Raw genomic sequence first — 19,722 nt, 5'->3', positions numbered from 1 at the left:
GCTATTGCAAAAACTACAAGACATTAAAGCTTTGTCTTTCTTACACTTGGGAATGTGAGGAAGTTTTGTTTGAGCTTGTATTTTAAGAATTTACCACTCGTTCGTTGAATTGTCAAGCGAGTAATAAGACCGTTTGTTTTCTTTATTACGGAGATTTAAACATCCGATTGCCCACATCCGATGCCGCTTTAATCTAATAGGCTTGAATAGTGCAGTCTACCGGGCTATGGGTAAAGTGGATGCCAACTCAACCTCAATTTGCCGACATCCGATGCCGCTTTAATCTAATAGGCTTGAATAGCGCGGTATACCGGGCTATGGGTAAAATGGATGCCACAATTAACCTAAATCTCTATTAAGAATTGAAACGTGAGTGAATTGATTGCGGGCAGATAGGGCAAGGGTTTCAGAAATATAAAAAAAAGGTCGATCGCCCTTAACACCACCCAAACCAACTACTTGCTCAATACCGCAGCATCGGTACTGCTAGCAAAAGCCGGACGAATAAATTCCTCCTTCTCTTCCAACGTGATGTAACCCTTATCTACAGCTAGCTGCATCACTTCCTGAAGAAAACCTCTCAGCACATCTAATACGTGAGTGCGATCGAATTCAAAATGCTTTTCCCAGCAGGAAGTCCCAAACTTTCTCAAAGTACAGCTAATGCGATCGTCCCTGGGAAGCAACCTAATCATGAACCAACTCTCAGGAAAATCTATTGATATTTTTTGACCTTGCGATAGCTTAGCAATTTCCTGTGGAAAGTTATCTTCTATCATCATGGAAATATCTAAATCTAAAAATACCTCTATTTTCTCCTCACCTATTTCTATTAAAACTTTATGGTCGCATTCAAAGCAGAAACGTCGCCATCCCATTTCAAAATGAGAAAGCTCTCCCAATGGATCTTCGGGAGGCTCTGCGTAGTTTTCTAAGAAAGGCTCGGCTAATTTAAAATTAAATTTTTGACTGCTATTCATCGCTGCTCCTCCTATTTAATTTTCGTAGAATTACCCCATTTAGTATAGGATAACCACAATTCAGAGTTCCATCAATATTCCTTTGAATAAAAGCGCGACTGACGTTCTCAGTTATAGTTCCATTGGGATGGTAAACTCTACCAATAAAACGCTGAAAATCAATGATGTATTGACCTCGATATTTAGGTATTAATTGCTCAGCTATTATCCAATCCTCTGAATCTAGCCATTGTCCTTGGTCATCTTTAGTGCTTGCAGCTCTTCCCATAAGTTCATTGGGTTTAAGTTTGGGGCCGTGATGACGAGCAATATGGTCGTAAGCTTTCGTTGATTTAGGATTGTTCCATTGGGGTTCTGTTCCTCTACCTGTCCATTCACAGCCGCTGCCAACTTCTACGCTTGAGTCTATTATATCCTGTTCTATAATTTCTGCCACTTCTCTATTTTCTGTATGAGTACAACATAAATGATATTAAAAAAGTGGTAAGTTGGGTTTTGTTACCTCAACCCAACCTACTAATAAACTTACGGTGTCGGATTCGGATACTTAGCGTGCACCGCATTGATTTCCGCTACGATCTCCTTATCCAAATTCACCTCCAAACTACCGATATTTTCCTCCAACTGTTCGAGGCTGGTTGCACCGATAATAGTGCTAGTTACAAACCAGCGCGATCGCACATACGCCAAAGCCATCTGCGCCGGACTTATCCCGTGTTTCCGCGCAATCTCAACATACGCTTTCACCGCATCGTTCAGATTAGTTTTATCGTAACGCTGACCAAATCCCGCGAATAAAGCCAACCTAGAATTTTCGGGAATTCCATTCAAGTATTTACCCGTTAACAGCCCAAATCCCAAAGGACTGTAAGCCATCAATCCCACATTCTTAAATCGGCAAGTTTCTGCTAAATTTAGGTGAAACGTCCGATTGCTCAAACTGAAAGCATTCTGAATCGAAACAACTTTCGGCAAGCCGTGTTTTTCAGCCAACGTGCAAAACTCGCAAACTCCCCAAGGCGTCTCGTTACTCAAACCTAAATAGCGGATTTTGCCAGCTTTAATCAAGTCAGAAAATACCTCTAACTGTTCCAAAATCGGGACTGTTTCGTGCTCTTGCGCGATGTCGTAATCCGGCGCGCCAAATAAGGGGACGTAGCGATCGGGCCAGTGGATCTGATACAGGTCGATGTAGTCAGTTTGCAAGCGCTTCAGGCTGTCATTCAGGGCTTTTTCGACATTTGGGCGATCGATCTGATTTTTCCCTTCCCGAATCCACTTTAATCGAGTGCTTCTGCCCGCCACTTTAGTAGCTATAATGACTTTATCCCGCTGCTGCTTCGCCAACCATTCGCCGATATATTCCTCTGTTTTGCCCTGAGTTTCCGGTTTTCCAGGGACGGGATACATTTCTGCCGTATCGATAAAGTTGATGCCTCTATCGATCGCAAAATCGAGCTGTTGGGCCGCTTCTGCAACGGTGTTCTGCTGACCGTAAGTCATCGTACCCAAACAAATTTCAGATACTGATAAGTCGCTGTCGCCGAGTTTTTTGTATTCCATGATTGCGATTGCTTGCTGCAAAAATATCTGTTTCTATCTTAGCGAAAAACTTTCACATGACTTACGCAAGAGAGCAAAAAACCCCGGTTTATCGTTGTCACATTCGATATCGGATGACCAAATAACGTGACAAAACCGGGTTTTTGCGTAAGTCCTGTTTCATTTATTTGATGACTCACAAAAAAGTACGTAAAGCGCAGCTATTCCGTAAAAACTCTCCCTTTTCCCTGTTTTACTCTCCGCCGTCTGCGGTTAAAATATTTTAAATGCTATCCGCACTAAAATGTTAATATAAAGAATTATGCCTCGATAGTTTATGAGTAACCGCCCGCCCAAAGTTCCGTTTGTAAACTTTTCCTTGCAACACCAACCAATCCAATCGCAAATAGCAGCAGAAATTGGAAAAATAATCCAGAAAGGAGAGTTTATTTTAGGTCAAGCACTCGCGGAATTTGAAACAGCATTTGCAGCAGCTTCTGGAGTAAAATACGGCGTAGGAGTGGCTTGCGGAACTGATGCGATCGCTCTGGGACTCCAAGCTTGGGGCATTAATCCGGGCGACGAAATTATCATGCCCGCTAACACTTTTATCGCCACCGCGATCGCCGTGCTCCAAGCCAAAGCTATACCTATTCTTGTAGATTGCGACCCGGAAACCGCCCTGATTGACCTCACAGCAGCCGAAACAGCAGTTACCTCGAAAACTAAAGCAATTATCCCCGTACACCTTTACGGTCAAATGGTATCGCCCCGGCAGCTTTTAGATTTTGCGAAGCGCCACGATTTGATCGTATTTGAAGATGCCGCCCAAGCGCACTTAGCCGAAAGAGAAGGATACCGCGCGGGTTCCATTGGCAAAGCAGCAGCATTCAGCTTTTATCCCAGCAAAAACCTCGGTGCTTTTGGCGACGGCGGGATGTTAATTACTAACGATGCAGAGCTCGCAGAAAAAATGCGAACTCTCCGCAATTACGGAGCACAAAGCAAATATTTACACACAGAAATTGGTACCAACAGCCGCCTCGACAATTTGCAAGCGGCCGTGCTAAATGTTAAATTGCCTTACTTAGAAAAATGGAATCGCGATCGCACCGACGCCGCCCAACACTACAATACTCTACTAGAACCCTTGAAAAACAAAGGTATTGTACCGATCGCCAACCACAGCAGCAGCGGTCACATTTATCACCTATATGTTATCCAAATTACTGAGGAAAGCTCGATCAACCGCAACACCCTTCAGGAAAAACTCGCCCAAAACGGCATTCAAACAGGTATACACTATCCCGTACCTTGTCACCTGCAACCCGCCTACCAAAATTTAGGCAATCGGGGCGACTTCCCCCGCGCCGAAACCCTGTGCCAACAAATTTTATCATTGCCAATGTATCCCGGATTGAGCAATACTCAGATCGAGCAAGTTGTTCGGGCGATCGTACTATCATTGAATTGCTAATTGTTCGTAAAACTTATGCTGCAGGTGTTTCAAGCAGTAAGGTGCGGTTCTCAAAGCGTTTTTGTGGGAAATTAACAATTCTTTAACTGACAGTTCAAAACCCCACACCGTTGCGAATCCAGCGCGGCAACCTCAAAACTTCTCAAACCATGCACATCCAGCGCCGAATTCGGATTGTTTTCAAGCGATACTTCCTGGCGGAAGGTATCGCGGTACTCCTAGTGCTGCTGTACGCCCCCCTGCTAGTACACTGGTACGACGGCTGGCTCAACAAAAATATCAGCATCGAACACGAATATTTCAGCCACGGACTAATTGGTTTGCCCTACGCAGCTTATATTGCTTGGACGAACCGAAAGTGCTGGCGCCGGTTGCCCAACTCACCCCATCCTTTGGGAGGCTTTTTGCTGGTACTAGCCACCCTTTTTTATCTGAGTCGCTTGAGCGATTTAGTAAATTTATCCCTGCCAATAATGCTAGTCAGCATTTGCTTATCTTTAAAAGGAATTCCCGGCTTGCAATTGCAGGGGATGCCGCTTTTATTCGTATTTCTCGCCTCACCAAACCACATTCCTTACCTGATAGAACCCTACGCCTTGCCGTTGCAGCAATTCATTGCTGAAACATCAGGATTGATATTAATTAAGGTTGGTCTCAACGTGAGAGTGGAAACAATTTATCTCTACGTAAACGATCGCATTGTAGAAGTTGCTCCCCACTGTGCAGGTTTGAAAATGCTGTTTACCAGTCTTTACGTCAGCCTAATTCTGCTGGATTGGACAGGAGTTTGGAGTTCCCACAAAAGAAGCCTTTTGTTTTTAGTTAGTACATCTATCATTAGCATCACTTCCAACATTTTCCGCAACACTTTGCTAACTTACTTTCACGGAACCGAGAGAGAGGGGCTTTTTACTTGGCTGCACGCCGGATGGGGCGGAGACTTGTATTCTGCTTGTATACTAGGCTTATTGGTACTTCTCCTCAACGGGGTAGAAAAGTATTTCCCAAGCAAGTCTGGCAATTAATGAAACAGATGATTTCAGCACGGAAACTACTGCGGCGGTATCAATTATCTAAAATTATGGTACTGGTGTTTTTGCTGGTATTAGTTGGGGCAGTAGCAATTCCGGGCTACGGGACAGGAAGGTGGCCTTGGACAAACCCGCCACCAGTTGCCAACCTCAATCAATTGAAAAGTTTGCGCCAAAATGGGATGACAATTCCCGGGTGGCAGGTGATCCGCGTCCAGAATAACGTCCAAATTGGCGGTCACAGATGGTTAGTTGAAGAAATTAAAAACGATCGAACAATTGCTATTTTATTGCTGTTGCCTCAAAATAGCCCCAAAAACCAGCCCCAAGTAGAATGGCTAGATATCGATGGATTTCACCGGTGGCAAACAGATTCTCATCGCACTCTGAGGTTTACAGTTAAAGTAGCGCCAATACACGACCAGCCACCGCCTAATGTCGAGACCCGGTTTTTCCGAAGCTGGACTCCCCAACAAACTTTTGCTGTCATGCAGTGGTACGCTTGGCCTAACGGGGGTTCTCCAACAACCAGCCGCTGGTTTTGGGAAGACAGCATTGCTAGACTGTCAAACCGCCGCGCCTCTTGGGTTGCTGTCAGTATCATCCTTCCCATTCAACCGCAGGGCGACATTAACAAAGCTCAACCCTTGCTCGAATCTCTCGGCGAAATTGTACAGGCTCAATTAATGGCAGAAACTTTTCGGTTTGAGTAAGTAGCTAGGTGCAAATAAATCGGTATACGGGGTGGGCGGGTTTTTCCACAATAAACTGCCTCCTAGTAAATATCTAGTTTCAACCCGCCCCTAAAATATCTTATTTTTTTTTCGCGTCGCTCTATTTAGATGAAACTTAAAAGTCAGCTAATTATTCAAAATATTTATGTTTTTAATCATCTCAAAATGCCAGTAAAATCCAGAATAAAAAATCGCGTCGCTGTTTCCTTGGCCGGCTTGTATTCAACTGCTTGGACTCTATCTTTTGCTGCTGTATTATGGGGCTTTAACAACAAAATTTTTTCGGAAATTGCTTTAGCTCAATCTGTTGCTCCTAGTTCCCCGCGACTCGTGCCGCCACCGCCATTGCGCGTACCGCCACCGCCGCCTGCGAATTTCAACCGGGATATTAACCCAGCTTTTCGGAATCGGCCCTACCGCCTGGGCCCGGGAGACCAGATTTCTGTTCAAGTTCAGCGCTTCCCAGAGCTAGGTTTTACAGGTGCAATCAGCCCTGAAGGGGTAATTGTACTGCCGCTAATCGGAACAGTAAATGTGCGCGGTCTTACTGTCGAAGAATCACAGCAGCGCCTCCGGGAGCGCTTTGGCCAATTTATCAAAAATCCTCAAGTCTCGGCTGCTTTGCTGGTTCAGCGCCCCGTAGTGGTAACGGTGACGGGGGAAGTGGCCAGACCGGGTTTTTATCCGCTGCAAACCCCCCAGCTTCCTGCGGCTCTGGCGGCTGCTGCTGGGACTACTCCTACGGCGGAACTGCGGGCGGTGCGGGTGCGGCGGACTCTGCCGGGAGGTGCTGTCGCGGAGCAAGTTGTTGATATTTTGACACCGCTGCAAACTGGTATTGCTCCGCCGGATTTGCGTTTGGAAGATGGAGATGCGATCGTCGTACCGTATAAACAGGTTACGCCCGATCGCAAATCCGATCAAGATTTAGCATCCAGGTACAGCCTCGCTGCTGCCGCTGTCCCCATCCAAATCACTGTCACCGGAGAAGTCAGCAAACCCGGTTTTTACACGCTTCCGGCGGGTTCTGGTCGAATTTCGGCTGCTTTGGCGATCGCGGGGGGAGTCACGGGAAAAGCGGATTTGCGGGAGGTGCGAGTGCGGCGGACGCTGATGGACGGCTCGTCGGTGGAGGAACCAATCGACCTCTACACTCCCCTAGCAAACGCTAACGATTTGTTCGATTTTCCTTTAGCATCGGGAGATGTGATTGTCATCCCGGAATTGGACGCTAGTACCAAAAACCTAGACTACGACAAAGCTCTTGTTTCGCGGTCTACTCTGATTAAGCCGAGGATCTACGTTCGAGTTTTGAGTTACGCTAGTGGTGGTTTGACCTCGTTCTACGTAGAAAATGGCAGCAGGTTTTTGGACGCTCTCAACAACTTGCCTGTTAATCTTGCTGACTTGCGGAAAATAGCCCTGATTCGGTTCGACGAAAAGCAAGGTAGAGCAATCAACCGTTCGATAGATGCTAAAGCTGCTTTGGAGGGCAATGTTTCTCAGAACCCGATGCTCGAAGATAATGATGTGATTGTGATTGGTAGGAATTTGGTAGAGCGCATTGGTTATGTAATCAATACTTTTACTCGACCATTCCGGGATACTTTGGGATTTATTCTGTTCTTTGAGCAGTTGAGAAATGGGGTAACAGATCTGTTCGGACCGTCACGTAATAATGATAGGTAGTCAGACTATTTTCGATTTTCGATTTGAGATGGGGAATGACTTATGCGATATGGGTTTAGATCGCAGGCCGAAAGTTCTAAGGTTTTTGGGAATGGGTATCATTTGTCAGCAATCATTAGTTATCGTTAACAATTAGCAATCTAAAATCTAAAATCTAAAATCTAAAATCGTCATGACTTTATCCGTTGTTAAACGTTATTTAATTGCTTTTGACCAATACAAGTGGGTGGGACTGGCTACTCTCGCGGTGACTGTGGGCGTGTCGGGAGTAGTGGCTTTGCAGCCAACTCCGCCGCCAGTTTACGTTGCGGCAGGTACGCTGGCATACCGTAGACCGAGCGTGATTTTTTCATCGACTACTACTAAAATTCAACAGGAAGGACAAGAAATAACTAAAGATATGCTGCTGGATAGAAGGGTGGTTGAAGCAGCAGCGAAAAAAGTAAATGTTTCTGCTAAAAAGCTGGCAGACAGCGTGCAGGTAAAGATGCCGAGTAAGAATAATGACCCCAGCGCTTTGATTCAAGTATTGTACAAAAATGTCGATCGCAAAAAAGCAGAAGCGGTAGTAGAGGCGATGATGAAAGAAATGGTCGCTCGCAGCCAAACTATTAATACTTCTAGACTGCGAGAAACGATCGCCCAAATTAACCAGCGTTTGCCGAAAGTAACTCAGGAGCTTAGAGAGACGGAAGCAAAACTTGAAGCCTACGAAAAACGAGAAGGAACTTCAATTTTAGCAGCTCAGAGCGGTGTACTGCCGCAAGCGATTACCAGCAGCCAACAGCAGCAGCGATCGCTCCGCGCGCAGTTGGGAGGAATTGAAGCTCAAATGAAAAGCTTGCAGGATCGCTTGGGATTGAATGTGGAGCAAGCTTACGTCGCTCAAGCACTCTCTGCCGATCCAATTATTGCGCAACTGCGAGTGCAATTGTTTTCGCTCGAATCTCAGCTCAAAATTCTCCGCAGCGACTTGCAGGAGGAACACCCAAAGATTGTAGAATTGGTCAAACAAAAACTTGTTTTTGAGCAGCAGTTGCAGCAGCGACAGTCTGAGGTGCTCGGCGGTAACGGGGTGGCGGCTCCGCTCAGAAGTGCCGATCGAATTCGGGTAGACTCTTCTTTAGACCCGGCGAGACAGCAGTTAGCTCAAAGTTTGATTGCTTTGCAAACGCAGCAGGATATGGCGAAACAGCAACTCAAAGGAATCGAGAAAACTGAACAGCTATTACGCCGGGAACACGCCACAATCCCCAACAAGCAGTTAGAACAAGCCCGGTTGGCCCAGCAAGTGGCGCTGAAAAAAGCTCTCTACGATAAGATGCAGTCGGCTTTGGTAGATGCTTCGGCGGCGGTAGCTGAGACAACGGGGAGTTTGACAATCGCCCAACTTCCCAAAACGAATGACGTTGAGTCAAACAAGAGAGGTTTGCCCGTGATGCTGGCGGTGGGAGGATTTGTGGGATTGCTGCTGGGCGGCGGGTTGATATTTTTGTTGGGGATGCTCAACGGCAAGTTTTACAGTTGGGAAGAAGTGCGGGCGGCTTTGGTGGAAAAAGAGGTGCCGATACTGGCAGTTTTGCCTGAAGTGACGGTGTTTGATTATTCCTACGGCGATGAAATGCCGCTCGCCCTGGCGGCAAATTCTCCCTATTTGGAATTTTACGAGCGGTTGCGCACTAATTTGCGCCGGATCGGGGACAAACCGGTGAAGGTGGTGCTGCTGACTTCGGCGGCAGGTTTGGAGGGGAAAAGTTTTAGTGCTTACAATTTGGCAATTGCGTCGGCTCGATCGGGTAAGCGGACTTTGTTAATTGAAGCAGATTTGCGATCGGCTTCTAATGTTGAATCTTTGAAAATCGCTGCAGATCCTCTGGCGGCGGTGGAACCTTTGCACTATTACGGCAATATTAGCGAGTGCGTCTTTTTGGTTCCCGAGGTAGAGAACCTATATGTGGTACCGAGTCCGGGCTTTTTGCGGCAGGCCTCTGCCGTACTCGAATCGAGCGAAATGCGGAGATTGTTCGACGATGTTCGCAACCGCTTTGATTTTGTGGTTGTGGATTCTCCGGCGTTGAGCGAGTGCAACGACGCGCTGACGCTGGAACCGTACACAGACGGTATGATTTTGGTGGCGCGGCCTGGTTACACTTTGTCTAGTATGTTGTCTGAGGCGGCAGATCAGTTGCTGGAATCTGAGGAGGAGGAGTCGCATAAATCCGGCCCGCGGCTGTTGGGAGCAATTATTAACGGTGCTGATATTGCGGTGAAGTTCCGCAATGATATTGAGGAATTCGAGTTGCCTTTAAGTGCGATCGGCGATCGGGCTATCGAAGTGCGATCGAGGCAATTACCGCAGCAGTCAAGGCATAAAAATAAGGCTATTAATAGTAAATTGAGCTAATTTATGCGGCTTGATTCTGGTAAAGCAATCCTCAACGAAATGTGAATGTATTGCAGGCTGCAACCTAAGCAGATTAAGCCGAAAGCACCGTTAACAGCCAGTCGATTTTAGATTTTAGATTTTAGATTTTAGATTGAAAATTTGACTCCACAGATGAATCTGGGAGCGGGAAATTAGGTCTAAAATTTTTCGCTTGTCAACAGTCAACAGTCATTACTTGAAAATGTGTTGATCGCACTATTGATTGGATTCCGGGCGTTTCTGGTGTTTGTTCTGGAGAAACTGTTCCAAATCGGCGATCGCATCTTCAAAATCAGACAAATTAATTTTCGCAGGTCTAGTCTTCTTCGGCAAACTCGAAGACTGACTCGAAGACTTAGCCTGAGGCGGTGGAGATTTAGGTTGTGCAGCTTGACTGCTGTTCGATTCTATAGAATCGAACAATTCATCAAGCGACTCAAAAAATGATTGAGCCGAGGCCCGGCGTAAATCTTTCTGGTCGTCGTCATCCGTCATAAGCCACTCCATAGGGTCTAAAATTTGCCAACAAAGTCTGTCCGCCCCGGCGCGTGCAGATATATGAAAACCGACTAAAACAAGCAAGCGGACACAATTTAACCGAACGGTGGAATGCCTGCTGCTGAACTTGCTGCCCCAATATAAAAGCTGCTGCGGGCATTGTCAGCCTTCAAACTATATTTAACTCTACACCCGCCTACTGAGTGATTTGAGACTTGGTGCAGACCCAGCTCAAAATCATTGACCCTGAAAAAATCTCAGTTACGGCTCTTTCGTTGTCTAATTAACCCTAGTCTAGTCGAGAATAAGGAAACAGGACTTGCGCAACTATTACCGCTGTTCAAGAGTTGCGATGGCAACGCGCCAGCTCGAAAGGACGGACAGACGGTGTTTTTTGCTTGAGTCCTAAGATTTCAAAGGCATTAGGAGATTTTAAGGTGACTCAGGGATTTGATTACGATTTAGCAATTATCGGCGCTGGCGTGGGCGGACACGGCGCGGCCATACACGCGGTTAGCTGCGGGCTGAAAGTGGCAATTATCGAAGCAGGGGACATGGGCGGGACTTGCGTCAACCGCGGCTGCATTCCCTCAAAGGCGCTGTTGGCGGCTTCCGGGCGGGTGCGAGATTTGCGGAATGCCCACCACCTAAAGACTTTGGGAATTCAATTGGGGAGTGTGGATTTCGATCGCGGGGCGATCGCCAATCACGCTAATACTATTGTTAGCAAACTTCGCGGCGACTTGACCAACAGCCTCAAACGTTTGAACGTCGATACTATCCAAGGTTGGGGAAAAATCGCCGGTTCTCAAAAAATTACGATCGAAACGGATAAAGGCGAGAAAACTATTACCGCCAAGGATATTATTCTCGCTCCAGGTTCGGTTCCCTTCGTCCCCCCCGGGATAGAAATTGACGGCAAAACTGTATTTACCAGCGACGATGCTGTCAGGTTGGAATCGCTGCCGAAGTGGATCGCAATTATTGGCAGCGGTTATATCGGTTTGGAGTTTTCGGATATTTACACAGCCCTGGGCTGCGAAATTACGATGATTGAAGCTCTAGACCAATTGATGCCGACTTTTGACCCGGATATTGCTAAGTTAGCAGAACGAGTCTTAATTGCACCCCGCGATATTGAAACAAAAGTAGGTGTTTTGGCGAAGAAGATTACTCCTGGTTCGCCGGTAATTATTGAATTAGCTGATTTCAAAACTAAGGAAGTTGTCGAAGTTTTGGAAGTTGACGCTTGTTTGGTAGCAACTGGCAGAGTTCCGGTGAGCAAGAATTTGGGGTTAGAAACTGTTGGCGTAGAAACGATACGCGGTTATATCCCAGTTAACGATAAGATGCAGGTTTTGGTGGCGGGAGAACCCGTGCAAAATTTGTGGGCGATCGGCGATGTTAACGGCAAAATGATGTTAGCGCATTCTGCGTCTGCTCAGGGAATTGCCGCAGTAGAAAATATTTGTGGCCGTGCCCGCGAAGTTGACTATTTGAGTATCCCGGCGGCGGCGTTTACTCACCCGGAAATTAGCTATGTGGGGATGACTGAACCTGCGGCGAAGGAGTTAGGAAAAACTGAAGGGTTTGAGGTCGGTTCTGTCAAGACTTATTTTAAGGGAAATTCTAAGGCTATTGCTGAAGGGGAAACCGACGGTACGGCTAAGGTGATTTTCCGGAAAGATACTGGGGAGTTGTTGGGAGTTCACATTTTCGGTTTGCACGCTTCGGATTTAATTCAGGAGGCGGCAAATGCGATCGCCCAGCGCGATTCTGTTAACAATTTAGCATTCCGAGTTCACACTCACCCGACGCTTTCGGAAGTGCTGGATGAGGCTTTCAAACGGGCGGCTGGAGCGGGTAGCCATTAATCTGTAGGGGCGATGCTCTTGTTCTAGATCCCCGACTTGTTGAATAAGTCGGGGATTTGGGTATACTGTTTTAGAGCGGTGGTAGAGTGCCGATCGCATTTTGGGCTAATTCTAGAAATTGCTCGCCGCAGTTAATTTGCTCCGCAGCTTGCTCGACAGTGACAGTATCAAGTCCCCCGTAATCCCCACTATTTCGCAAGTCTTGAGCATCGATTAAAAATCTGTGAAACTCAGCAGGAAGTCTTCCTGTACGGGCAAATTCTCGGCCAAAAGCTCCAATTACTGCGGCATGACTGGAAAATGACATTCCTTCGCCATCTAAAAATGCCTCAGCAATGTAAAACATGGCATAATAAGCGCGAGATGCTGCATAGTCTGGGAAACCATTATTTAGTAATAGCTTTGCCGCCGATAGACTTTGACGAGCTTTCAGGAGCAAGTCTAATTGTTCTGGTTTCATAAAGCTATTCCCTCTTTACGAATATTCCGCAATAAAGGCCCGTTGTAGTGCGTAAATCGCTGTTCGTCCATAAACAGACAGCTAATGACTTCATCATTTTGGAGCGACAAATCGGCTCGAATGTGGCTGGTTCTTTTAATTTCTTCGCCTGGGTTTACTTGTCCTTTGAGGACGACTAAAATATCAATGTCAGAGTCGGGGCGTGCATCGCCTCTGGCTTGGGAACCGTAGAGTACCATTTTGGTGAGGCGATCGCCGTACAGTTGCTCGAAGTGCGATCGAAGTTGCATCAGTATGTTGTTAAGTTTATCGTTAATGTTCATATTTGTTGTCAAAGATTTGGGGATTTTAGTTCTCCTTTCACCCAAAAGATTCGCTTAAGGTCATTCCACAGCCAATCGTAAACTAGCTCAGTCACAGGTCTTAGACAGAATATTGTAGGGTCTATTGCATGCACAGTCATTCTCTTTCCAGACCGCTCTAATACTTGGGGACGCTGATAAGATAGTTGCTTGAAGGCTAAACTAAAACAATTTTCTTCTCCAGATATAGGACGATCGCCGAGAACAAAGTCAACTTTACTTAAGCTACCAGGGGGTAAAGGGTTCCAATACCAACTGACACCTGCTTGACTTCTATTTAGAGATGGTGGGATAACTACACCTGCAATTTGAGCTGGTAGTAATGCCATTGTTTGCAAGCTATCCGAAAAATTTGGGAACCACTGTGTGACTATTTTCTGATATGTCTCAATTGCCTGAGTGTAAATATCTCTTGCCTGTACAAGTATTTGCTCAGGAGATAATTGTTTTATACTAAACCACGGAGAGCTTAACTCTTTTTTTTCCTCTATATTAAGACGATCTATCTCCATCACAAGTAGATCGAAAAGGTGTTGGTCTACCCCTATTCCCAGTATCTCCTCTCTAAACACACGGTCAAATTTATCTAAGCATTGTTCTATCTCTGCTAATGGAATGGGGGAATAATGTAATGACCCATTTGAGTATCTTTTAGTAATCAACAATGCTGCCCGCCACGCCCCTTCCTGCACAAGAATACCTCGATCGATCGGCAATCTGAATTTTTGCAATAAAGCAGAAAGTGACTCAACAAGTGTTTGCTGTGTCCATTTCCAAGGCCAACACGACTGCTGCTGAAGCGCAGGGCTTCTATACCAGTCAAAACCCTTTTTCAGCAAATCTTCTGGATTTGTCAAGCCTAAATCCAACTTAAAGACATCAGGGCGAACATTATTCCCAATATATCTAGCAATTTCAACCTTGCTTTCAATTATATCAAAATCTATTGGTAGATCGATATCTAAGCGCTTCTTACTGATACGAACACCTATTGGCGGAAGTGTACCATCTTCTCGGACTCCTGCAATCAATTGAGCGATTGAGGCAATACCATTTATCCAAGCTTGCATAGCCGTTCGTACCTGTCGCCCAAGTTCAAGCGATTGGGGCAGTGAAGTTTCATTTGTGATGTTCGCATCTACCAGTGCTTCATTCACAATTTCAGCAGCTATTGCAGGATATCTTTCAGCAATCGCCACAAGAAATCTTGATACTTTGTCACTGTCGAGGGTAGCAGTAGCAAGAATCAAAGGGTATCGCCAACGCTCAATTCGCTCTATCTCGCTTGCTAGTTCGTTAGGGTAAGGCTTGCCAGTCGCTAAACTCTCTTTTGCAAACCATTGGGTTAGCATTGGGAGTGAAAATCTCAAGTGTTCAGAATGCTCAACGACAAGCCTAGAATTTAAAAGTTCTTGTCGCTCAGACCACGATGCAACTTTGTTAACAGGAACAGGGGCACCGCCACCGTCTACAGAAAGGATTGCAAGCTGTTGCAGCAGTTGCACAATCCTTTTCTCTTCTAGATGTACCAGACGCAGGGAGCGTTCCACAAGGCTGGATAATAAATTTTCTTTTGAACGTGGTAGTCTGCCATTCTGGTCTCGCAGATAAATACCTACCAGCACAGCAAAAAGAGGTCTATGGATAGCATTTAGGACTGATTGTGCCGAATTTTGAACCATGCAAGTGACAGTTTTTCCGGCAAGCCGATTAATTAAAGTATATGCCTCTTCATTAGAAAGCGGTGGTACAATAACTGATTCTTCTGCTTCTGCAAAGTCTGGGATTGGTCTGCTAGTAATAATGATTGTAGTTTTTTGCCATACGTTGACAAGAATTCTAGCTTCTCTCAATATCCTGGAAGCAAGGCTTCTTTCAACTCCATCTGTTCTATCAATAATCACTACAGCGCCTTGAGTTTGTGGATTGCCTATACTACTGGCAGCTTCTTCTACAACTTTACAAAGCGGTTTTTGAGGTAGTAAATGCCATGCTTCTATATAGATAGGTATGGGAGCCTTAATATCCTCTCTTAACTGTTGAATTGCTCTTTGAAAGAGGCGCTCTGCCATCAGTGATTTCCCCGCACCCATTTCCCCAATTAAAAGAATTAGCCTACCAGGATCGAGCTGTAGATCAGGTGGGGGGGTGCCAAGGGACTGGTCATTAGCAAGTTCATTAGCTTCTTTATAGTTAACTCTTACGACTTGCCAAAGCTCCGCGCAGCGAGCCCTCGACTCTCGATTTAATAAGTCTATTGGTTCCACCAACAGCATCCGGCGACAAACCTCCTGCGACTTTTCGGGGCTGTGCTCAACAGCAAAATCTTGAGCGACAACAGTGCGATCGACAATCTCTTCCCAAGATACCCCTAAAACTCTACAGAAAGCCTTGAAAACTTCAGTGTTAACGCTTGCTGTTCCGTACAGAAAACGTTTCCAATTTCCTTCGGAGCAACCGTCAGCATAAGGGCCTCCTTCTTGCCAAATTTTCTTTGGTTCCAAAACTTTACTAGCTTCCACAAGGCATCTGGGGTCATTTACTGTCCACCCCTTTTCATTCCTTGCCTGCTTAATTTTTGCTATTCCCTGCTGAGAAGCCTTGAGCTTGGCCACGATTACACCTGAATTAAGCAATTGTCAAGATCGATTTTAGATCGAAATATGCACGATCGGAAGCCGATCTAGTGAAAGCATGACAAATCAATCATTGTAGAAATGTAGGAAGCGAGGTTGGCCAACTAACTTTTCCTCAATCCAAACCACTACTTGACACAGAAAAAAGATGGCTAATTCCAAAGGATACAACGTCTCTGAATATCAACCCGTCGCGGTGCAACTTAGTCTTCCTTGGGGCGAGGAAAAAATTTACTATGATTCTCCCCCATCGCGAACTAAGATCCGGAGTCAACGCAGAAGGGAAGTTAAAAAACAAGACTCCCAGAAAGTTGTCATTTTTCTGAACAAAAAGTCTCACTAACCATCGCATCTTGTAGAGACGCGATCGCTCGTGTCTCTACAAATGCAATTTGGGAATTTTCACATAACAATCGGTGCGACAGGTTGAAATTTGTCGCTACACAATTAAAGTCCGCCCAACGCCAGACTTGTGCAATTTAACCCGGGCAGGCGGGTTTTGCCTTTGTAGGGGCGATTTCAATCGCTGCATCTGCGATCGCTGCGACTTCAATCCTTACTCGCCAATTGCAAAAAGCCCGATCGCCCCTACAATAATCCTTAGTATCAACCAGTAACAATGCTTCAAATCCGCCGCCGTCCCCCCAGCACATCAGTTTCCGTACTCTACCTCAGCTACCAAATCGCCGTACCCGACGCCGAACCCCAGCACATCCTCGAAGAAATTGTCTGGCAAAAAGAAGCTGAAGTGGCCCAAAAGCGCGATCGCACTCCCTTATCCGAACTTCACAAAAAACTCCCCTTTGCACCGCCAACTCGCGACTTTCTTGCCGCCCTTAAAAACGGCAAAACCAAACCCGCTATCATCGCCGAAGTCAAAAAAGCTTCCCCTAGCAAAGGCGTAATTCGCGAAGATTTCGACCCAGTGGCGATCGCCCTAGCTTACCAACAAAACGGCGCTAGCTGCATCTCCGTACTCACCGATGAAAAGTTCTTTCAAGGCAGCTTTGAAAACCTAGCTAAAATCCGTGCCGCCGTCGATTTACCCCTGCTTTGCAAAGAGTTTATTATCTATCCCTACCAAATCTATCTCGCCCGCATTCACGGCGCTGATGCTGTTTTGTTAATCGCCGCTATTCTATCTGACAAAGACCTACAATATTTTGTCAAAATTGTCAAGACTTTGGGCATGACAGCTTTAATAGAAGTTCACACTCTCGAAGAACTCGATCGAGTATTAACCCTAGAAGGCGTCAACCTGATCGGTATCAACAACCGCAACCTAGCAGACTTTTCCGTCAGCCTAGAAACCACCAGCCAACTATTAGCCTCCCGCCAAACCGAAATCCAAGCAAAAGGCATCCTCATCGTCAGCGAGTCAGGAATCCACACTCCCGACGACCTAACTCTACTTGCCAGCGCCGGAGCAGAAGCCGTCCTCATCGGCGAATCTCTGGTCAAACAGCCCGATCCAGGCGCCGCTTTAGCCTCCCTTGTGGAAGCCCATCCGGGTCTGTGAAAGGCGAGACCGCTTGACAAATCCCCCTTAATTCTGATAAAAAGTGATTAAGTAGGTAAATAATGAGAATTTCTAGCCTGCATCGACTCAAGCGCTACTGTAAAAAAGAAATAGCACTCAAAGCTACATGGCATAGAAATATTTTGCCAGAAAGCAATTAAATCTATTCTGTAAGCCTGTCGATCGCAAGATTTAGCGTGTCCAACGCACCCAGCCCCGAATATTCGATCGGCAAAGCAGGGGTTTTTGTACGGTGAGAAAACAAATAAACAATCGGGCATCTAATGTTCACCTGTGATGCCTCATGCAATTGCAATGGGGTGTCGGTTCGCTGAGGTATGTTAGCTTTCATGGAGCCAATCCCCCTTCCTTCCTACATTCATTATGAATTGCTACTTCAATTGTTAGAACGCAAAACGATGTTTGCTGTCAGTCCCCAATCGCCGCAGCAGCAACAAGTTCACCAACTTATTATTACTCTGCGCAAAGCCCTTGCCATTCAAAAGCAATTAGAACAAAGCTGCGAGCGATCGAACTTAGCGGTAGAACACCGCTGGTCTCTAAATGAAATTAACCACAAGGGAGTTAAAAGTTAAAAAACTTAGAGTAGCGACGCGACGTATCGTATTTGATTTATTCTATATAACTCCCACAGGAAAAGTTAGGACAATATCATGGACAACAAATTAATGCTGATGATTCCCGGCCCGACGCCGGTGCCGGAAGCGGCATTGTTAGCGATGGCAAAACACCCGATGGGCCACCGCAGCAAGGAATTTGACGCGATTTTTGCAGAATGTACCGAAAATCTCAAATGGTTGCACCAAACCAGCAGCGACGTGCTGAGTTTAACCGTTTCCGGTACCGGGGCGATGGAAGCTGGGATAATTAATTTCCTGAGTGGGGGCGATCGAGTTTTACTCGGTACTAACGGCAAATTTGGTGAACGCTGGGCGGAAGTTGCCGAAGCTTACGGTTTAAACGCCGAAATTATTAAAGCTGAGTGGGGCCAACCTTTAAACCCCGAACACTTCCGCGAAAAACTCGAAGCAGATACAGAGAAGCAAATCAAAGCTGTCATCATCACCCACTCGGAAACCTCCACCGGCGTACTCAACGACCTCGAAACCATCAATCGCCACGTTAAAGCCCACGGTGAAGCTTTAATTATGGTCGATGCTGTCACTAGCTTAGGCGCTGTCAATATTCCGATGGACGCTTGGGGCATCGATGTCATTGCTTCGGGTTCTCAGAAAGCTTACATGATTCCCCCTGGTTTGGGTTTTGTGGCCGTCAGTCCCAAAGCTTGGGAAGCTTACAAAACTGCGAAACTGCCCCGCTATTATTTAGATTTGGGCAAATACCGCAAAGAAGCTGCCAAAAATACCACTCCTTTTACTCCGCCGGTCAATATGTTTTTTGCGCTGCAAGTAACATTGCAGATGATGAAAGCCGAAGGATTAGAAAACGTTTTCGCGCGCCACAAACGGTTGATGACAATTACTCGCGCTGCTGTAAAAGCTTTAGGTTTGCCCTTGTTTGCCGCTGACGATGCCGCCAGCCCTGCGATTACCTCGGTTATGCCACCAGAATCGGTAGATGCTCAAAAAGTGCGGACGTTGATGAGAAAAAGATTTGACATTGCTCTCGCCGACGGACAAGACCATTTGAAAGGTAAAATCTTCCGAATCGGCCATTTGGGCTTTGTGTCCGATCGCGATATCCTAGCAGCAATTTCCTCTTTAGAGGCGGTGTTACGAGAATTGGGCCATGAAGGCTATACTCCTGGTGCCGGCGTTGCCGCTGCTGCCAAATTCTTGGCTGAATCCTAATCTCAGTTGTTAAAGGATTTTGGATTTTGGATTTTCTCTAAAATCTAAAATCCTTTTAATATGCTTCGGATAACCAATCAAAGATTTTATCCAACTGTTCGAGAGTGACTAAACCGTATTGCCACAGAACCATCGGCAAGGAATTCGGGTCTTTATCGCGCTGGCGCTGTTTGTCACCGCCACGTTCGGCGACAGCAATTGACGCGGGAGAAATTGCCAAATCTTCTTGTAAAAATCGAATTAATCGAGTGTATGTAGCGGATGCCATCTGATTTCACCTCTAAGTATAGGACACCATTTTCTAATGGGAACCTGATGTTTTGTGATTAGTAATAAGCCAGTTTTAAATCTGTCTTGTAACCGTCGATAACTGTTTTAACAGTATTGGCAGTTGAAACTGCCAAATGTAATGCTGAGTGCGACTATAAAGCCAACCTTTTCCAAAAAGCTAAAGGTTTTGCACTTTTGCTGCTGCCAGCGCGATCGAATCTAAACTGAATACCTCGGCATCTTTGCAGCGCGAATCGAAATAAATTCTGCTACCTAAAACTAATAAACCAGGTTCAGAGTTTAACTTCATCTGCCCAAATGCAGAATCCGCAAATCTACTTCCGAAACATTGGTTAGATATTTCGATCCAACCCCAACCTGCTACCAGAAGTT

At 46.0% G+C, this 19,722-nt stretch carries 20 protein-coding genes; 10 read left to right on the top strand and 10 right to left on the bottom strand.

All coding sequences use genetic code 11. The features are described from left to right. Window positions 1-455 precede the first annotated feature (455 nt). The 3 genes from QUA20_RS17815 to QUA20_RS17805 all read right to left on the bottom strand — a co-directional run bounded on the left by QUA20_RS17815 (window position 456) and on the right by QUA20_RS17805 (window position 2,564). Window positions 456-980 (bottom strand): hypothetical protein, encoded by a 525-nt coding sequence (locus QUA20_RS17815; protein ID WP_333190354.1) that lies wholly within the window; start codon window positions 978-980, stop codon window positions 456-458. After that, window positions 973-1,416, bottom strand: a complete 444-nt coding sequence (locus QUA20_RS17810) for a hypothetical protein (RefSeq protein WP_333190352.1) — start codon at window positions 1,414-1,416, stop codon at window positions 973-975. Before QUA20_RS17810 ends, QUA20_RS17815 begins: the two co-directional genes overlap by 8 nt. A gap of 89 nt (window positions 1,417-1,505) precedes the next feature. Further along, complete coding sequence (locus QUA20_RS17805; protein ID WP_333190351.1) at window positions 1,506-2,564, bottom strand: NADP(H)-dependent aldo-keto reductase; 1,059 nt, start codon at window positions 2,562-2,564, stop codon at window positions 1,506-1,508. A 295-nt stretch (window positions 2,565-2,859) separates the two neighbouring features. Here QUA20_RS17805 and QUA20_RS17800 point away from each other — a divergent pair, with 295 nt between their 5' ends. The 5 genes from QUA20_RS17800 to QUA20_RS17780 all read left to right on the top strand — a co-directional run bounded on the left by QUA20_RS17800 (window position 2,860) and on the right by QUA20_RS17780 (window position 9,857). Then, window positions 2,860-3,999, top strand: a complete 1,140-nt coding sequence (locus QUA20_RS17800) for a DegT/DnrJ/EryC1/StrS family aminotransferase (protein WP_333190349.1) — start codon at window positions 2,860-2,862, stop codon at window positions 3,997-3,999. Between the two features lie 149 nt (window positions 4,000-4,148). Continuing rightward, complete coding sequence (gene crtB, locus QUA20_RS17795) at window positions 4,149-5,024, top strand: cyanoexosortase B (protein WP_333190383.1); 876 nt, start codon at window positions 4,149-4,151, stop codon at window positions 5,022-5,024. Beyond that, window positions 5,024-5,743: a cyanoexosortase B system-associated protein gene (locus QUA20_RS17790; RefSeq protein ID WP_333190348.1), complete on the top strand. Its 720-nt coding sequence runs from the start codon at window positions 5,024-5,026 to the stop codon at window positions 5,741-5,743. Before crtB ends, QUA20_RS17790 begins: the two co-directional genes overlap by 1 nt. A 129-nt stretch (window positions 5,744-5,872) precedes the next feature. Beyond that, window positions 5,873-7,453: a polysaccharide biosynthesis/export family protein gene (locus QUA20_RS17785; protein ID WP_333190347.1), complete on the top strand. Its 1,581-nt coding sequence runs from the start codon at window positions 5,873-5,875 to the stop codon at window positions 7,451-7,453. 172 nt (window positions 7,454-7,625) lie between these two features. Next, complete coding sequence (locus QUA20_RS17780) at window positions 7,626-9,857, top strand: AAA family ATPase (RefSeq protein WP_333190345.1); 2,232 nt, start codon at window positions 7,626-7,628, stop codon at window positions 9,855-9,857. A 237-nt stretch (window positions 9,858-10,094) separates the two neighbouring features. On the opposite strand, the gene QUA20_RS17775 is transcribed toward QUA20_RS17780, so the two are convergent. Beyond that, complete coding sequence (locus QUA20_RS17775; protein ID WP_333190343.1) at window positions 10,095-10,373, bottom strand: hypothetical protein; 279 nt, start codon at window positions 10,371-10,373, stop codon at window positions 10,095-10,097. Between the two features lie 440 nt (window positions 10,374-10,813). Between QUA20_RS17775 and lpdA the strand changes: the two genes are divergently transcribed. After that, window positions 10,814-12,250 carry a dihydrolipoyl dehydrogenase gene (lpdA, locus tag QUA20_RS17770; protein WP_333190341.1) on the top strand — a complete coding sequence of 479 codons (1,437 nt, stop codon included), beginning with the start codon at window positions 10,814-10,816 and terminating at the stop codon, window positions 12,248-12,250. A gap of 70 nt (window positions 12,251-12,320) precedes the next feature. Here the strand turns inward: lpdA and QUA20_RS17765 are convergent, their stop codons facing one another. The 3 genes from QUA20_RS17765 to QUA20_RS17755 are packed head-to-tail and all read right to left on the bottom strand — an operon-like array spanning window position 12,321 to window position 15,687. After that, window positions 12,321-12,710, bottom strand: coding sequence for a HEPN domain-containing protein (locus QUA20_RS17765; protein WP_333190339.1), 390 nt, complete (start codon window positions 12,708-12,710; stop codon window positions 12,321-12,323). Beyond that, on the bottom strand, window positions 12,707-13,033 hold the full coding sequence (locus tag QUA20_RS17760) for a nucleotidyltransferase domain-containing protein (RefSeq protein ID WP_333190338.1): 327 nt from the start codon (window positions 13,031-13,033) through the stop codon (window positions 12,707-12,709). Before QUA20_RS17760 ends, QUA20_RS17765 begins: the two co-directional genes overlap by 4 nt. An 8-nt stretch (window positions 13,034-13,041) precedes the next feature. Then, entirely contained in the window at window positions 13,042-15,687 is a 2,646-nt protein-coding gene (locus QUA20_RS17755; protein WP_333190336.1) for a hypothetical protein, read from the bottom strand. A gap of 169 nt (window positions 15,688-15,856) precedes the next feature. Here QUA20_RS17755 and QUA20_RS17750 point away from each other — a divergent pair, with 169 nt between their 5' ends. Beyond that, a complete protein-coding gene (locus QUA20_RS17750; RefSeq protein WP_333190334.1) occupies window positions 15,857-16,051 on the top strand; it encodes a hypothetical protein in 195 nt (64 codons plus the stop codon). A 276-nt stretch (window positions 16,052-16,327) separates the two neighbouring features. Continuing rightward, the gene (trpC, locus tag QUA20_RS17745) at window positions 16,328-17,227 is read left to right on the top strand and encodes an indole-3-glycerol phosphate synthase TrpC (protein ID WP_333190333.1); all 900 of its coding nucleotides are present in this window, start codon (window positions 16,328-16,330) and stop codon (window positions 17,225-17,227) included. Between the two features lie 163 nt (window positions 17,228-17,390). On the opposite strand, the gene QUA20_RS17740 is transcribed toward trpC, so the two are convergent. Next, window positions 17,391-17,579: a hypothetical protein gene (locus QUA20_RS17740; RefSeq protein ID WP_172189440.1), complete on the bottom strand. Its 189-nt coding sequence runs from the start codon at window positions 17,577-17,579 to the stop codon at window positions 17,391-17,393. On the opposite strand from QUA20_RS17740, the gene QUA20_RS17735 reads away from it, so the two are divergent. Together QUA20_RS17735 and QUA20_RS17730 are read left to right on the top strand one after the other, a co-directional pair. Then, window positions 17,578-17,823 (top strand): DUF5340 domain-containing protein, encoded by a 246-nt coding sequence (locus QUA20_RS17735; RefSeq protein ID WP_041623669.1) that lies wholly within the window; start codon window positions 17,578-17,580, stop codon window positions 17,821-17,823. The two genes, QUA20_RS17740 and QUA20_RS17735, sit on opposite strands and share 2 nt — an antisense overlap. Window positions 17,824-17,901: 78 nt before the next feature. Next, window positions 17,902-19,059: an alanine--glyoxylate aminotransferase family protein gene (locus QUA20_RS17730; protein WP_333190331.1), complete on the top strand. Its 1,158-nt coding sequence runs from the start codon at window positions 17,902-17,904 to the stop codon at window positions 19,057-19,059. 55 nt (window positions 19,060-19,114) lie between these two features. Here QUA20_RS17730 and QUA20_RS17725 read toward each other — a convergent pair whose 3' ends face one another. Together QUA20_RS17725 and QUA20_RS17720 are read right to left on the bottom strand one after the other, a co-directional pair. After that, on the bottom strand, window positions 19,115-19,327 hold the full coding sequence (locus QUA20_RS17725; RefSeq protein WP_172189436.1) for a DUF2949 domain-containing protein: 213 nt from the start codon (window positions 19,325-19,327) through the stop codon (window positions 19,115-19,117). Window positions 19,328-19,507: 180 nt separating this feature from the next. Continuing rightward, window positions 19,508-19,639: a hypothetical protein gene (locus QUA20_RS17720; RefSeq protein WP_333190329.1), complete on the bottom strand. Its 132-nt coding sequence runs from the start codon at window positions 19,637-19,639 to the stop codon at window positions 19,508-19,510. Between the last annotated feature and the right edge of the window lie 83 nt (window positions 19,640-19,722).

This window comes from Microcoleus sp. Pol7_A1 (genome assembly GCF_036701085.1).
Taxonomy (GTDB): Bacteria; Cyanobacteriota; Cyanobacteriia; order Cyanobacteriales; family Microcoleaceae; genus Microcoleus; species Microcoleus asticus.
Note: the sequence above shows the minus strand (reverse complement) of the source record. Positions and strands in the feature narration are given on the sequence as shown.

What these genes read in the sequence shown, in the direction of transcription:
- QUA20_RS17785 (WP_333190347.1), top strand. Translation starts at nt 5,873, where the DNA reads ATGAAACTTAAAAGTCAGCTAATTATTCAAAATATTTATGTTTTTAAT.
- QUA20_RS17775 (WP_333190343.1), bottom strand. Translation starts at nt 10,373, where the DNA reads ATGACGGATGACGACGACCAGAAAGATTTACGCCGGGCCTCGGCTCAA.
- crtB (WP_333190383.1), top strand. Translation starts at nt 4,149, where the DNA reads ATGCACATCCAGCGCCGAATTCGGATTGTTTTCAAGCGATACTTCCTG.
- QUA20_RS17760 (WP_333190338.1), bottom strand. Translation starts at nt 13,033, where the DNA reads ATGAACATTAACGATAAACTTAACAACATACTGATGCAACTTCGATCG.
- QUA20_RS17735 (WP_041623669.1), top strand. Translation starts at nt 17,578, where the DNA reads ATGGAGCCAATCCCCCTTCCTTCCTACATTCATTATGAATTGCTACTT.
- QUA20_RS17800 (WP_333190349.1), top strand. Translation starts at nt 2,860, where the DNA reads ATGAGTAACCGCCCGCCCAAAGTTCCGTTTGTAAACTTTTCCTTGCAA.
- trpC (WP_333190333.1), top strand. Translation starts at nt 16,328, where the DNA reads ATGCTTCAAATCCGCCGCCGTCCCCCCAGCACATCAGTTTCCGTACTC.
- QUA20_RS17750 (WP_333190334.1), top strand. Translation starts at nt 15,857, where the DNA reads ATGGCTAATTCCAAAGGATACAACGTCTCTGAATATCAACCCGTCGCG.
- QUA20_RS17730 (WP_333190331.1), top strand. Translation starts at nt 17,902, where the DNA reads ATGGACAACAAATTAATGCTGATGATTCCCGGCCCGACGCCGGTGCCG.
- QUA20_RS17790 (WP_333190348.1), top strand. Translation starts at nt 5,024, where the DNA reads ATGAAACAGATGATTTCAGCACGGAAACTACTGCGGCGGTATCAATTA.
- QUA20_RS17725 (WP_172189436.1), bottom strand. Translation starts at nt 19,327, where the DNA reads ATGGCATCCGCTACATACACTCGATTAATTCGATTTTTACAAGAAGAT.
- QUA20_RS17815 (WP_333190354.1), bottom strand. Translation starts at nt 980, where the DNA reads ATGAATAGCAGTCAAAAATTTAATTTTAAATTAGCCGAGCCTTTCTTA.
- QUA20_RS17720 (WP_333190329.1), bottom strand. Translation starts at nt 19,639, where the DNA reads ATGAAGTTAAACTCTGAACCTGGTTTATTAGTTTTAGGTAGCAGAATT.
- QUA20_RS17780 (WP_333190345.1), top strand. Translation starts at nt 7,626, where the DNA reads ATGACTTTATCCGTTGTTAAACGTTATTTAATTGCTTTTGACCAATAC.
- QUA20_RS17765 (WP_333190339.1), bottom strand. Translation starts at nt 12,710, where the DNA reads ATGAAACCAGAACAATTAGACTTGCTCCTGAAAGCTCGTCAAAGTCTA.
- QUA20_RS17740 (WP_172189440.1), bottom strand. Translation starts at nt 17,579, where the DNA reads ATGAAAGCTAACATACCTCAGCGAACCGACACCCCATTGCAATTGCAT.